Annotated in this window: 8 protein-coding genes; 4 read left to right on the top strand and 4 right to left on the bottom strand. The window is 61.8% G+C overall.

Features of this window, described 5'->3' with window-relative positions; translation table 11 throughout:
* Positions 1 to 74: 74 nt before the first annotated feature.
* Positions 75 to 4028 carry a trifunctional transcriptional regulator/proline dehydrogenase/L-glutamate gamma-semialdehyde dehydrogenase gene (putA, locus tag AC07S6_RS24865; RefSeq protein ID WP_495113260.1) on the bottom strand — a complete coding sequence of 1318 codons (3954 nt, stop codon included), beginning with the start codon at positions 4026 to 4028 and terminating at the stop codon, positions 75 to 77.
* 461 nt (positions 4029 to 4489) lie between these two features.
* Here putA and putP point away from each other — a divergent pair, with 461 nt between their 5' ends.
* Positions 4490 to 5974 (top strand): sodium/proline symporter PutP, encoded by a 1485-nt coding sequence (gene putP / locus AC07S6_RS24860; RefSeq protein WP_034125609.1) that lies wholly within the window; start codon positions 4490 to 4492, stop codon positions 5972 to 5974.
* 66 nt (positions 5975 to 6040) lie between these two features.
* Here putP and AC07S6_RS24855 read toward each other — a convergent pair whose 3' ends face one another.
* Positions 6041 to 6538, bottom strand: a complete 498-nt coding sequence (locus AC07S6_RS24855; RefSeq protein WP_495113259.1) for a DUF2165 family protein — start codon at positions 6536 to 6538, stop codon at positions 6041 to 6043.
* Positions 6539 to 6716: 178 nt separating this feature from the next.
* Between AC07S6_RS24855 and AC07S6_RS24850 the strand changes: the two genes are divergently transcribed.
* From AC07S6_RS24850 to AC07S6_RS24840, 3 genes are all read left to right on the top strand, one after another.
* Entirely contained in the window at positions 6717 to 8738 is a 2022-nt protein-coding gene (locus AC07S6_RS24850) for a type VI secretion system Vgr family protein (RefSeq protein ID WP_495113258.1), read from the top strand.
* Complete coding sequence (locus AC07S6_RS24845; RefSeq protein ID WP_060764896.1) at positions 8738 to 9463, top strand: DUF4123 domain-containing protein; 726 nt, start codon at positions 8738 to 8740, stop codon at positions 9461 to 9463. Before AC07S6_RS24850 ends, AC07S6_RS24845 begins: the two co-directional genes overlap by 1 nt.
* A 97-nt stretch (positions 9464 to 9560) precedes the next feature.
* Entirely contained in the window at positions 9561 to 10397 is an 837-nt protein-coding gene (locus tag AC07S6_RS24840; RefSeq protein WP_014716619.1) for a 23S rRNA (adenine(2030)-N(6))-methyltransferase RlmJ, read from the top strand.
* Positions 10398 to 10524: 127 nt separating this feature from the next.
* Here AC07S6_RS24840 and msrA read toward each other — a convergent pair whose 3' ends face one another.
* Both msrA and AC07S6_RS24830 read right to left on the bottom strand, forming a co-directional pair.
* Positions 10525 to 11172, bottom strand: coding sequence for a peptide-methionine (S)-S-oxide reductase MsrA (gene msrA / locus AC07S6_RS24835; RefSeq protein ID WP_495113257.1), 648 nt, complete (start codon positions 11170 to 11172; stop codon positions 10525 to 10527).
* A 72-nt stretch (positions 11173 to 11244) separates the two neighbouring features.
* Positions 11245 to 13938: a putative bifunctional diguanylate cyclase/phosphodiesterase gene (locus tag AC07S6_RS24830; protein ID WP_495113256.1), complete on the bottom strand. Its 2694-nt coding sequence runs from the start codon at positions 13936 to 13938 to the stop codon at positions 11245 to 11247.
* Between the last annotated feature and the right edge of the window lie 304 nt (positions 13939 to 14242).

The following is a 14242-nucleotide window of genomic DNA, read 5'->3' as shown; positions in this document are numbered from 1 at the left end:
CGCTTCTGGACGCAGAGCGTCCTTAAGCTGCATTCCCACGCGGAGCGTGGGAACGGCCAGCCGCGTTGTGTCAGTTAGCCGATGGTCATCAGGCTGGCGTTACCACCCGCCGCAGCGGTGTTTACGCTCAACGCACGCTCGATCACCAGACGCTCCAGCGCAATCGCCGTTTCGCCTTGCGACAGGCCATGCACCCCGACAATCGCCCCACCGCGTTGCGCCACTTGCTGGCACACCGCACGCAGTTGGTCGGAATCACCGTGATGCAGCACGGCGTCAAACACCACGTCGTCCTTGGTCCAGTCAGCCACGCGCTTGATCTTCGCCTGAATCTCTTTAGGCAGGCGTGGGAACAAGGCCTTGGTCAGCTCGGTTTCCGGCCATACCGCCGAACCACCGACGGCCAATACCGCCGCCAGTTGGGTCAGCAGGTCGCCTTCCACTTCGGCCAGGCACAGTACGTGCTCGCGCGGCAGGATGGCGTAGCTGTTGCGCTCGCCGGTCGGGCCGGCCAGTTGGCGGGTGATACCGCTTTGCGACTGGGCGGCGAACTGCGTGCACAGGGCGCTCAGCTCGCTGAACTTATTGCCGTCGGCCCAGGTTTTCAGAGCGGTCAGCGATTGACTCATGGCATCACGCAGGCGCACATCCGGCGCGGCCAGCTTGTCGCCGCGTACGAAGGACTGCTCAATCGCATCGGTAGGACGAGTCGACAGCAAACGATACAGGTACAGCGGGCCACCGGCTTTCGGGCCAGTGCCCGACAGGCCTTCGCCGCCGAACGGTTGCACACCTACCACGGCACCCACAATGTTGCGGTTGACGTAGACGTTACCGGCATTGACGTTGTCGATCACCTTGGCGATGGTCTCGTCGATGCGCGTGTGCACGCCGAGGGTCAGGCCGTAGCCGGAAGCGTTGATCTGGCCGATGAGCTGGTCGATCTCTTTGCGCTTGTAGCGCACTACGTGCAGCACCGGGCCGAAGATCTCGCGTTGCAGCTCGTCGAAGCTTTCCAGCTCGATCAGGGTCGGCATCACGAAGGTGCCGCGCTTGATCTCTTCACCGTCGGCAATCGCCACCTGGTAAACGTTGCGGCCTTTGTCGCGCATGGCCTGGATGTGTTTCTCGATACCGGCCTTGGCTTCGGCGTCGATTACCGGGCCGATGTCGACCGACAGGCGTTCCGGGTTACCCAGGCGGCATTCAGCCATGGCGCCCTTGAGCATTTCGACCACACGGTCTGCCGAATCTTCCTGCAGGCACAGTACGCGCAGGGCCGAACAACGTTGACCGGCGCTGTCGAAGGCCGACGATACGACGTCGATCACCACTTGTTCGGTGAGCGCCGAGGAATCGACGATCATCGCGTTCTGGCCACCGGTCTCGGCGATCAGTGGAATCGGGCGACCCTGGGCATCCAGGCGGCCGGCGACATTGCGTTGCAGCAGGCGCGCCACTTCGGTGGAACCGGTGAACATCACGCCTTTGACGCGATCATCACCCACTAGGCGGGCACCGACGCTTTCGCCCTGGCCTGGCAGTAATTGCAGCACGCCTTCCGGAATACCGGCTTCAAGCAGGATGCGTACGGCCTGGGCAGCCACCAGCGGCGTCTGCTCGGCAGGCTTGGCCAGCACCGGGTTACCGGCAGCCAGCGCTGCAGCCACCTGGCCGCTGAAGATGGCGAGCGGGAAGTTCCACGGGCTGATGCACACCACTGGGCCCAATGGGCGGTGGGCGTCATTGGTGAAGTCGTTGCGCGCCTGCACCGCGTAGTAGCGCAGGAAGTCCACGGCTTCACGCACTTCGGCGATGGCGTTGGCGAAGGTCTTGCCGGCTTCACGGGCCAGCAAGCCCATCAGCGGCTGGATCTCGCCTTCCATCAGGTCGGCGGCGCGTTCGAGGATGGCAGCGCGTTCGGCGGGCGGGGTGGCCTGCCAGATCGGCGCGGCGCTGATGGCGCACTGGATGGCGTTGTCGACGTCTTCGACGGTGGCTTCCTGTACCTGGCCGACCACATCACGCAGGTCGGACGGGTTCAGAACCGGTTGTGCCGCTTCATTGCTGGCGGCGCAACCGAGCATCGGTGCGGCTTTCCAGTTGTTGTGAGCAGTGGCCAGCAGGGCGCAGGACAACGAGGCCAGGCGATGTTCGTTGGCCAGGTCGATACCGGCCGAGTTGGCGCGGTCGCTGCCGTACAGGTCACGCGGCAAAGGGATGCGCGGGTGCGGCAGGCCGAAACCGCCTTCCTGGGTTGCCATTTGCTCGATGCTGGCCACCGGGTCGGCTACCAGTTCCTGGATCGAGATGGACTGGTCAGCGATGCGGTTGACGAACGAGGTGTTGGCGCCGTTTTCCAGCAGGCGGCGTACCAGATAGGCCAGCAGCGTTTCGTGGGTACCGACCGGCGCGTACACACGGCACGGACGGTTCAACTTACCTTCGGAAACCTTGCCTACAACCTGTTCGTACAGCGGTTCACCCATGCCGTGCAGGCACTGGAACTCGTACTGGCCGGGGTAATAGTTCTGACCGGCGATGTGGTAGATAGCCGACAGGGTGTGGGCGTTGTGCGTGGCGAACTGCGGGTAGATGACTTCCGGCACCGACAGCAGTTTGCGCGCGCAGGCAATGTAGGAAACGTCGGTGTACACCTTACGGGTGTACACCGGGTAGCCTTCCAGGCCTTCGACCTGGGCGCGCTTGATTTCGCTGTCCCAGTACGCGCCTTTTACCAGGCGGATCATCAGGCGATGGCGGCTGCGGCGGGCCAGGTCGATGACGTAGTCGATCACATACGGGCAACGCTTCTGGTACGCCTGGATCACAAAGCCGATGCCGTTCCAGCCAGTCAATTGCGGCTCGAAGCACAGGCGTTCGAGCAGGTCCAGGGACAGCTCCAGGCGGTCGGCTTCTTCGGCGTCGATGTTCAGGCCGATGTCGTACTGCTTGGCCAGCAAGGTCAGCGACAGCAGGCGCGGGTACAACTCGTCCATCACACGCTCGTACTGCGCACGGCTGTAGCGCGGGTGCAGGGCGGAGAGCTTGATGGAGATGCCCGGGCCTTCATAGATCCCACGGCCATGTGAGGCTTTGCCGATGGAATGAATGGCTTGTTCGTACGAGGCCAGGTACTTCTGGGCGTCGTGTTCGGTGAGTGCGGCTTCACCGAGCATGTCGTAGGAATAGCGGAAGCCCTTGGCTTCGAACTTGCTCGCATTGGCCAGGGCTTCGGCGATGGTTTCGCCGGTGACGAACTGCTCGCCCATCAGGCGCATGGCCATGTCGACGCCCTTGCGGATCATCGGCTCGCCGCTCTTGCCGATGATGCGGCTCAGGGACGAGGTCAGGCCCGCTTCGTTGTGGGTCGACACCAGCTTGCCAGTCAGCAGCAGGCCCCAGGTGGCGGCGTTGACGAACAGCGATGGGCTGTTGCCCAGGTGTGGCTGCCAGTTGCCGGTGCTGATCTTGTCGCGGATCAGCGCATCGCGGGTGCCTTTGTCCGGGATACGCAGCAGCGCTTCGGCCAGGCACATCAGCGCCACGCCTTCCTGGGACGACAGTGAGAATTCTTGCAGCAGGCCCTGAACAATACCGGCACGGCCGCCGGCACTCTTCTGATTGCGCAGTTTTTCGGCAATGCTCGCGGCCAGCTTGTTGGTGGCTTCGGCCATCGGTGCCGGCAGGCGCGCCTGTTCGATCAGCATCGGCACCACTTCCGGCTCGGGGCGGCGGTAAGCGGCGGTGATTGCGGCACGCAATACCGATTGCGGCAGGATGCTCTCGGCGAACTCAAGGAAGCATTGGTGGGCGTGGTCGGCCTGGACCTCGCCGGCATCATCGGCCTCCTTGGTGCTCAAGCCATTGAGCTCGGACAGGGTTGCACCACCCTCGAGTTTCTCCAGGTAATTGAAAATCGCCTGCTTGATCAGCCAGTGCGGCGTACGATCAATGGAGGTCGCGGCGGCCTTCAGGCGTTCGCGGGTCGGGTCGTCGAGTTTGACCCCAAGGGTGGTCGTTGCCATTTTTTTATCCTCATGGGTGCCACTACCGAGTGGCATCTGCTGGCGGCAAGATTAGCTTTGCCCATCCAGAGGTGCAACCGGGTGCAACCCTTTTGTTGGTTAAATGTTCGACGCTTGATCGGAAAAAAATAAACAGGCGACCGAATCCGCTCCGCGCTGGTGCATTTGCTTCTGAGATCGGCTGTTCTTGCTCCGAAAAGGAGCAAAAAAAGCGCGTTTGTCCTAAAACATACTTGGGTGCAACTTAATCGGCAGAAACTGGTTGCACCTTATTTGCTTTGTTGAATAGCATTCGCGCACCAAGGTGCAACCAACCCTCTGGGTGGGTTCATCGGCTGGCGGCTTTCCTGGGGAAACGCCAGTCATAAATGCGCGGCATGCAGGTTCGTCTATCCGGTTATCCACGGGTGGCCGTCCCCATGACCGTCGCTACATAAAAACAAAGCCAGGGCGTCACTCCTATGAGCGTTAGTAATCCAACCCTGATCACGTTCGTGATCTACATCGCAGCAATGGTGCTGATCGGCCTGATGGCCTATCGCTCCACCAACAACCTTTCCGATTACATCCTGGGCGGTCGCAGCCTCGGTAGCGTGGTGACAGCCTTGTCCGCCGGTGCTTCCGACATGAGCGGCTGGCTGTTGATGGGCTTGCCGGGCGCGATCTACATGTCCGGTCTGTCGGAAAGCTGGATTGCCATCGGCCTGATCGTCGGTGCCTACCTCAACTGGTTGTTCGTGGCCGGCCGCCTGCGCGTGCAGACCGAACACAACGGCGACGCCCTGACCCTGCCGGATTACTTCTCCAGCCGCTTCGAAGATAAAAGCGGCCTGCTGCGGATCATCTCCGCCGTGGTGATCCTGGTGTTCTTCACCATCTACTGCGCCTCCGGCATCGTCGCCGGCGCCCGCCTGTTCGAAAGCACATTCGGCATGTCCTACGAGACCGCGCTGTGGGCCGGTGCTGCGGCGACTATTGCCTACACCTTCATCGGTGGTTTCCTGGCAGTCAGCTGGACCGACACCGTACAAGCCACGCTGATGATCTTCGCGCTGATCCTTACGCCGATCATCGTGCTGCTGGCTACCGGCGGCGTAGACACCACCTTCCTGGCCATTGAAGCCAAGGATCCGACCAGCTTCGACATGCTGAAAAACACCACCTTCATCGGCGTTATTTCGTTGATGGGTTGGGGCCTGGGCTACTTCGGCCAGCCGCACATCCTCGCGCGTTTCATGGCGGCGGACTCGGTTAAGTCGATCGCCAAGGCGCGTCGCATCTCCATGACCTGGATGATCCTGTGCCTGGGCGGCACCGTGGCGGTGGGCTTCTTCGGTATCGCTTACTTCTCGGCGCACCCGGAAGTGGCAGGCCCGGTGACTGAAAACCCAGAGCGTGTGTTTATCGAACTGGCCAAAATCCTGTTCAACCCATGGGTTGCCGGTGTGTTGCTGTCGGCCATTCTGGCGGCTGTGATGAGCACCCTGAGCTGCCAACTGCTGGTGTGCTCCAGCGCCCTGACCGAAGACTTCTACAAGGCGTTCCTGCGCAAAGGCGCTTCCCAGCTTGAGCTGGTATGGGTCGGTCGCATCATGGTGCTGGTAGTGGCCTTGATCGCCATCGCCATGGCCGCCAACCCGGAAAACCGCGTACTGGGCCTGGTCAGCTACGCCTGGGCCGGTTTCGGTGCAGCCTTCGGCCCCGTGGTACTGATCTCGGTCATCTGGAAACACATGACCCGCAACGGCGCCCTGGCCGGCATCCTGGTCGGCGCGATCACCGTGATCGTGTGGAAACACTTCGAATTGCTGGGCCTGTACGAAATCATCCCAGGCTTCATCTTCGCCAGCCTGGCGATCTACTTCGTGAGCAAGATGGGCGCACCGACGGTGGGTATGGTCGAGCGTTTTGATGCTGCGGAAAAAGATTACAACTTGAACAAGTAATTCGCTGGGCGCTGAGCGCTCGCTGAATGAGAAAAGGCCCGCATCCTAAGGATGACGGGCCTTTTTTTATGGGCTCGGGTCTGTGTCGGCCTGATTAAGAAATATCAGCACGCCTAGAATCGCCATGTAGAACTTGAACGCCGCTTCCTGGCCGTTCCATTGCTGGGATTGCCACATCAGGAACCACTCGCCGCCCACCACCATAAAACCAAAAAACCACACCAAGAAGCCGAGGGTGAGGCCCGTGATAGCACCTGCCTTGGCGCGGTTGAAGTCGGCGCCGCTGGCGTGTCGTGCGCGCCACAGCGATAGCGCGCCTCGCGCCAGCAGCAGCGCGGTCAACGCCTCACCGAGGATGATCAGGGCATAGGCCGCGTGCCACAGCGAGGGCGTGGTGATCGCGCGGTACATGGCGGCGTTGTCGGGTAATAAGGTATCCATGCTCAGCACATGCTTTACGAAGGCGAAGTTGGAGTCGTAATCGGTAATGTTGTTGAAGGCAACCAAGGTGGCAAAGGCCGCCAGGGCCAGCGTCAGAATGATTTTTGCGTAGCGGGTAGCCATGCGTTTTCCCGTGCAGTGTCGAGGAAAGAAGTTATTACGCTAGCACGGCTTGCTACGCACGCTCGAGGGTCGGTTAATGAAGACTGCGGTAGGACCTTACTGATTTACCGCAGATGAACCCAGGCCGGCCGTAAGCTGGTGCAGAATCGGCCGCCCACCCTTCGCAGAGAAACACCGGATGTTCGCTCCTGCCAACCAACCTGCATTTACCCTGGCCCTGGATGGGGCGCCCAGTGACTTCAAGGTATTCGCGTTCAACGGCACCGAGGCCATCAGCCAGCCTTACCGGTTTGAACTTGAGCTGGTCTGCGAGCAGCCGGATATCGATCTGGAGGGCTTGCTGCATCGCCAGGTGTACTTGGGCTTCGATGATCAGGGGCATGGCGTTCATGGCCTGGTGTATCGGGTAGCCCAGGGCGACTCGGGGCGGCGCTTGACGCGTTACCAGCTCAGCCTTGCGCCGCATCTGGCGTACCTGGCGCACAGCAGTCACCAGCGTATTTTCCAGCATAAGACGGTGCCGCAGGTTGTTGCCCAGGTGCTGGCCGGGCAGGGGATTCACAGTGACCGCTTCGAGTTCCGGTTGAGCGGTGATTACCCTGAGCGCGAATATTGCGTGCAGTTCGGCGAGAGCGACCTGGCGTTCATCCAGCGTCTGTGTGCCGAGCTGGGTATTCACTATCACTTCCAGCATTCCCCCGCAGGGCATCTGCTGGTGTTTGGCGATGACCAGACCGTATTTGCCCAGGCAGATCGGCCCACGCCGTACCGGCCTGGTTCGGGAATGGTCGCCGCTACCCCTGCGATCAAGCGTTTCACCTTGCAATTGGCGACCTGCACCACGGCGTTGAATCTTCGCGATTACGACTTTCGCAAACCCCGTGTCGAGCTGGAAAGCGCAGCCGTCGACGAGTCATTGCCCAAGCTTGAAGCACAGCACTACCCCGGCAACTTTTCCGACCGGGCCCAAGGCAGATGCCTCGCCCAGCGTGGCCTGGAGCGGTACCGCAGCGACTATCGCAGTGCCCATGGCCAGGGCGATGAGCCGGCGTTGGCCAGTGGCCGGTTTCTGCAGTTGCGTGAGCACCCCCGCGAGGACTGGAACGATCTGTGGCTGGTGACGCAGGTGCGCCATGAAGGCAAGCAGCCTCAGGTGCTGGAGGAGGCGGTCACCGAGGAGGACGGACGGGAACTGCGCCAAGGGTATCGCAACGCGTTTGTCGCCGCGCCATGGGATGCGGTGTTTCGTCCGCCCTTGCCGGAGCAGCCGCGCCCGACGATATCGGGGTATCAAAGCGCGGTGGTTACCGGCCCGGTTGACAGTGAGGTCCACTGTGACGAGTACGGCCGGGTCAAGGTGCAACTGGCCTGGGATCGTGCCGGTGAGCACAACGACCATTCCAGTTGCTGGCTGCGGGTCGCCAGCGGCTGGGCCCATGACCGTTATGGCGTGGTGCTGATACCCCGGGTGGGCATGGAAGTGCTGGTGGGGTTCGTCAATGGCGACATGGACATGCCGCTGGTGGTGGGGTGCCTGCCCAACGCCGCCACGCCTGTGCCCCTCGACCTGCCCGCGGACAAGACCCGCAGTCTCTGGCGTAGCCAGAGCAGCCCTGGCGGTGGTGGCTACAACGAACTGCGTATCGAGGACCGCAAGGGTGCCGAGGAAATCTACCTGCGCGCCCAGCGGGACTGGACCCAACATGTGCTGCATGATCAACAGGTACAGGTCGATAACCAGCGTCGCGTGCAGGTGGGCGGCGAGTCGCGCCATGAGTTGCAGGGCCAGGAGCAGCGCATCACCCACGGCAACCGTTTGACCGAGCTCAAGCAGGATGACCATCTGGTGGTTGGCGGTTCGCAGCACATGCGTGCCGGGCAAATCATTGCGCTGGGGGCCGGGCAAAGCATCATCATTGATGCGGGTGCCAGCGTGACGATCCAGGCGGGCGGACAGTCGATCACGTTGTCAGCGGGCGGGATATTCAGCAGCGTGCCGATCCAGCTCGGCAGCGTGACTGCCCCGACGCCGGCGCCGTTAATGCCAGGGTTGAAAGAGACTTTATTGACCGTGGTTCCCGCGCCGTTAAGCCGTGCACAAGTGGTCAGCCTCAAACGCAGCGCGCCGTTCTGCGAAGAATGCGAGCGCTGCAAGAACGGCCAGTGCGACATCGACGCCCATACACGGAGTGCGACCTGATGCCCGCGCTCTTGACGCCCAATGCCTGGCTGGCGCAATACCCGTTGCAGCCTGATGAACAGCTGTACGCCGTGCTGGGCAATGCCAGCGACGCCAAGCCGCTCGCCGCCTGGCAAGCCACGGCCGCTGCAAAGATGCCGCGACCGATCTGGGCGGGCACGGCCTACGCTGACTGGGATGAGGTCATGCCCTACGTTGGCGTCGTTGAGCCGAGCAGTGCCTTTCTCGATTGGATAGCCACCACCCAAGCGCCGGATTGGGGCTGGCTGGCGGTCTCGTCCAGCCCGCTGGAGGTGGTGATCGCGCATTTTAAGGGTTTGACCCAGGTGTACCTCTCTGAAAACCAGCCGGTGTTTTTGCGTTTCTGGGATGGCGCGCACCTTTTGCCGATGTTGCAGTCATTAGGCGACGAGGCCGGGCGCGTGTTGCCAGTGTTCCAGCGCTACTTGATCAACGGCCAGCCGCTGTCGGTGGCGGCCAAACCAGTCACTGCGGCCCCAGCCAGCCCCTGGTGGCAGGTGCCGGAATCGTTGCTCAAGCATATGGCGCAGCAGTCACCGCAGGTGCTGGTCGACAACCTGTTGCAATGGCTTCAGGAACAGCGCCCTGACCTCTACACCGCGTTTACGCCAGCAACCTTGCAGCATAAAGTCGCCTACTTCGCACGCAGGCCGCAAATCAGCCATGGTGCACTGGCTGATTACCTTGCCTCGCAGCTCAGTTGAGCCCCTGGCGATAGCGTTACTTCCGTGCCGCCCGCCATGCGGCCCTGCACCTTTGCACCGGTAGAAGGTAAACTTCGCCCCCTGCGCAGGAGCAACCATGAATTATCGTCACGCCTTTCACGCCGGCAACCATGCCGATGTCTTCAAACACCTGACCTTGACCCGCCTCATCGCCCTGATGTCGCGCAAGGAACAGCCGTTCGCCTACCTCGACACTCACGCAGGCATTGGCTTGTATGACTTGCAGGGCGACCAGGCCAACCGCACCGGTGAGTACCTGGAAGGCATCGCCCGCCTGTGGGGCGCAAGCGACCTGCCGCCGCTGACCGCCGACTACATGCGCGTGTTGCACGAGATGAACCCGGATGGCCAGTTACGCTACTACCCGGGCTCGCCGGAACTGGCGCGCCGCCTCACACGGCCCCAGGACCGTGTGCTGCTCAATGAGAAGCACCCGGAAGATGGCGTGCTGCTCAAGGACAACATGAAGGGTGATCGCCGCGTCAAAGTGCACCTGGGCGAGGGCTGGCATGTACCACGGGCCTTGCTGCCGGTGCCGGAAAAGCGCGGGCTGATGCTGATCGACCCGCCGTTTGAAAAACTCGACGAAATGCAGCGTTGCGCGGCGTCCCTCAAGGAAGCCGTCAGCCGTATGCGCCAGACGGTCGCGGCGATCTGGTACCCGGTGAAAGACCAGCGCATGTTGCGCCGTTTCTACCAGGACCTGGCCGGTACCGGTGCGCCGAAGCTGCTGCGTGTGGAGTTGCTGGTGCATCCGCTGGACACGCCCAACACCCTCACCGGCTCGGGCCTGGCGATTGCCAACCCGCCGTGGGGCCTGGAAGAGGAATTGCGTGAGTTGCTGCCATGGTTGTCCAAGCAACTGGGCCAGACCCAGGGTGGCTGGCAGATGGATTGGCTGATCGCCGAATAACCAATCGTTCCCGCGCTCCGCGTGGTAACGCAGCCTGTGACGCTCCGCGTCACGATGTTAAAAGCGGACGCGGAGCGTCCAGGACGGCATTCCCACGCGGAGCGTGGGAATGATCATGGCACAAGGGTCAGATCGGGCAGGTCACGCCAGTGCCGCCGATCCCACAGTAACCCTGGGGATTCTTCGCCAGGTACTGCTGGTGATACGCCTCGGCGAAGTACACCGTCGGGGCCTCTTCGATTTCCGTGGTGATCTCACCCAGGCCGGCCTTGCTCAGCTCTTGCTGATAAGCCTCGGCACTGGCTTTGGCCGCCGCCAATTGCTCCGGCGTGGTGGCGTAGATCACCGAGCGGTACTGGCTGCCGATGTCGTTGCCCTGGCGCATGCCCTGGGTCGGGTTGTGCAATTCCCAGAACATCTTCAGCAAGTCTTCGTACTTGACCTTGGCCTGGTCATACACCACCAGTACCACTTCGCTATGGCCGGTCAGGCCTGAGCAGACTTCTTCGTAGGTCGGGTTCGGCGTGTAGCCGCCGGCGTAGCCGACCACCGTGCTGACCACGCCGTCGCGTTCCCAGAATTTACGTTCAGCGCCCCAGAAACAACCCAGGCCGAAGATCGCAAAACCGACGTCATCAATAAACGGACCCAGCAGTGGGTTGCCGTTGACGAAGTGCGTCTCGGGCAACTTCATCGGGGTTTCACGACCAGGCAACGCTTGTTCTTGAGTAGGCAGCACGTTTTTGTTCACCAGAATTTCCGAGCGCAAGACCATGATCAGTCCTCTCGTCAGGTTGAGTAACAGTAAATTGTCAGACAGCCAGTGTGCCCGAGTGTTACAGCGCTGTCAGGCGATTGGCCCGCGCGGGTAGCGTTTAAGCCTCTGCATCAGCTCGGCACCCGGGATCGGGCGGTCGAACAGGTAGCCCTGGCCCACGTCGCAACGGTGCCGGCGCAGGAACGCCAACTGCTCAGCGGTTTCGATGCCTTCGGCCACGACCTTGAGTTTGAGGTTGTGGGCCATGGCGATCACCGCCGAGGTGATTTCCATGTCGTCCTGGTTGTCCGGGATTTCATGGATAAAGCTGCGATCAATCTTAATGATGTCGATGGGGAATTTTTTCAAGTAGCTCAGCGACGAGTAACCGGTGCCGAAGTCGTCCATCGCCAGGGTCAGGCCAAAGCTCTTGAGCTGGTCCAGTTGCAGGCGCGTATCTTCAGTGGCTTCCAGCAGCAAGCCTTCGGTCAGCTCCAGCTCCAGCAGGTTGGCCGGCAGCTGTTCCTCCTTGAGGATCGTAGCAATCGAGGCCACCAGGTCCGGGTCGGAAAATTGCTTGGGCGACAGGTTGATGGCCACCTGCAAGTTGCCCAGGCCTGCGGCCGTCAATTGCCGGCTCATGCGGCAGGCCTGGCGCGCGATCCATTTGCCGATGGGGATAATCAGCCCGGTTTCTTCAGCCACGCTGATGAACTGGTCGGGGCGGATCATGCCTTTTTCCGGGTGGTTCCAGCGCAACAGCGCTTCCATGCCCAGCAGGCGACCGCTGCGCAGGCATAGCTTGGGCTGGTAGAACACGTCCAGCTCGTTCTGGGTCAGGGCACGGCGCAGGTTGTTTTCCACGAACAGCTTGTAGCTGGCCTCGGCATTCAGGGCTTCGGTGAACACCTGCACCTGGTGTTTACCGTTGGCCTTGGCCTTGTGCAGGGCCAGGCCGGCGTTGCGCATCAGGGTCTGCGGGTCGCGGCCATGCAGCGGCGCACAGGCCAGGCCCACGGAGCCGGTGACGCTGATCAACTGGTTGTCGACGAACATCGGCTTGTCGAGGGTGGTCAGCAACTGGCTGGCCACCAGTTGGCCGGTCTCAAGGTCGGCATCGTCCAACAGCACCGCGAATTCGTTGCTGGCAAAACGCGCCAGGCTGCCGCCGCTGCTCAAGCTGTTGCGCAGGCGGCGCGCCAGGCTGATCAGCAACTTGTCGCCGGTCTGGTGGCCGAGGCTGTCGTTGATGCGCTTGAAGTTGTCGATGTCCACCAACAGCAGGCTGATCGGGCTGTCGCTGTCGCGGGCAAAGCGCTCGTCGAGGTTGCGAATGAACGCGGGGCGATTGCCCAGGTTGGTCAGGTTGTCAGTGTAGGCCAGGCGTTCGATGCGCTGCTGCGCCAGCTTGGTCTGGGTGATGTCTTCGTAAATGCCGATGTAGTGGGTCAGCTCACGGTTGTCGCCATACACCTTGGAAATCGACAGCTGGCCCCAGTAGGGTTCCAGGTTCTTGCGGCGGCTCTTGAACTCGCCTTGCCAGCTGTTGCTTTTGGCCAGGGCCGAAGGCGCGTCGAACAGCAATTCGCTGAGGTTCTCCAGGGCTGGCAGTTGGGCCAGGCGATGGCCGTGGACTTCTTCGGCGCTGTACTGGGTGATCGCGGTGAAGCTGGGGTTGACGTACTCCACCACGCCGTCGCAATTGACCAGCAAGAACGCGTTGGCACTTTGCTCCACGGCGCGCTGGAACAGGTGCAGGGCGCTGGTGGCAGTGCGGCGGTTGTGGTTGTTGATGACTTGGGCGAACTGGTCTGCCAGCTCGCCGGCGAACGCGATTTCATCGGACTGCCAGGCGCGTGGGCTGCCACCTTGCTCCAGGCACAGCACGCCGACCACCTGGCCGTCGACACGGATGCTGGCGTCGAGCATCGCGTGGATGTCCTTGGCGCGCAGGCTTTCGGCCATTTCCCGGGTGCGTGGGTCGCGCAGGGCGTGGGTGGCGTCGATGGCGCGGCTGGAGTGCAGGGCTTCCAGGTAATCCGGGAAGCCGCTGGCATCAATGGCTTCAGGCAGATGGTGTTGTTGATCGGCGCGGTGATAGGCGGAGATCGGTACCAGATGATGGCCTTCGAGGTTCCAGATGCTGGCGCAGTCGATCTGGTAAATGTCGCAGGCGCTGCGCGTGATCAGTTCAGCGGCTTCTTGCAGGGAGTTTGGCGTGGTGTAGCGTTGGCGCGCCAGCAGCAGGATCAGTTCTTGCTGGGCGCGCACTCGCTCCAGATGCTGCAACTGTTCCTGCTGTGCTCGCTGATTGAGCTCCAGGGCAATTTGCAGGCGGCTGTTCTGGTTTTCCAGGTCGACCGTCGGGGCGGGTGCGCTGTTCTCGCTGAACAGCCCCTCGACCACCATCAGGTAGCCGCGCACCAAGTGGCGGTTGTGTTGTTTGTAGGCCTCGCCCATCTCCAGCACGCTCAGCGGTCCGTGATGGGTGTGCAGGTTGTAGCGCACCAGATAATGGGGGCTGTGGGCCAGTTGCTGCTGGATCGCATCGTGCAACTGGTAGCGCGCCTGGGGTTCCATCAGGCTGGCGTAGGGCGTGCCGATCAAGGCGCAGAGTTCAACCGCCGGCAGGCCGAACTGGCGTTCGCAATTGGGATCGAGGTAGAGCAGGGCCCAGCTTGCCTCATTAAGCCGCTCGAAACGCAGCATACCGAGGCGCGAAGGCACCGGTAATTGCGTCACTACCTCGGCCGCCATACGGGCGACATCGGGTTGGCTTTTCATGGGGAAACTCGCTTGGGAAAATGCGCACTGCGCTGGGCTCACGCCCTCTTGAGTGTCGACTGCGGCAAGGTTGCATCATGCAGGACGCAGTGACAAGAGAGGATGAAGGCTAAGTGCTATAAGCCTGTTATCGGCCGCGCGAGGGATTTCTGTAATTGGGGTGATCGATGGTGCGTTGACGCAGGTAGGGTGCTTGCGTGTGGCGAGCAAGCTTGCTTGCGCTGGGCTGCGCAGCGGCCCCAAAATCTTGGGCGCGCTTCGCACTCCAGCGGGAGCAAGCTCCCTCGCCACAGCAAGCTCGCTC

The sequence above is a fragment of the Pseudomonas sp. GW821-FHT07B01 genome (genome assembly GCF_059419065.1).
The sequence above is the reverse complement of the archived record's forward strand: the minus strand, read 5'-3'. Positions and strand labels throughout refer to the sequence as shown.

Bases quoted from the DNA above. Each gene is read 5' to 3' on its own strand.
- putA (WP_495113260.1), bottom strand. From the start codon at position 4,028: ATGGCAACGACCACCCTTGGGGTCAAACTCGACGACCCGACCCGCGAA.
- AC07S6_RS24855 (WP_495113259.1), bottom strand. From the start codon at position 6,538: ATGGCTACCCGCTACGCAAAAATCATTCTGACGCTGGCCCTGGCGGCC.
- AC07S6_RS24850 (WP_495113258.1), top strand. From the start codon at position 6,717: ATGTTCGCTCCTGCCAACCAACCTGCATTTACCCTGGCCCTGGATGGG.
- AC07S6_RS24840 (WP_014716619.1), top strand. From the start codon at position 9,561: ATGAATTATCGTCACGCCTTTCACGCCGGCAACCATGCCGATGTCTTC.
- AC07S6_RS24845 (WP_060764896.1), top strand. From the start codon at position 8,738: ATGCCCGCGCTCTTGACGCCCAATGCCTGGCTGGCGCAATACCCGTTG.
- putP (WP_034125609.1), top strand. From the start codon at position 4,490: ATGAGCGTTAGTAATCCAACCCTGATCACGTTCGTGATCTACATCGCA.
- msrA (WP_495113257.1), bottom strand. From the start codon at position 11,172: ATGGTCTTGCGCTCGGAAATTCTGGTGAACAAAAACGTGCTGCCTACT.
- AC07S6_RS24830 (WP_495113256.1), bottom strand. From the start codon at position 13,938: ATGAAAAGCCAACCCGATGTCGCCCGTATGGCGGCCGAGGTAGTGACG.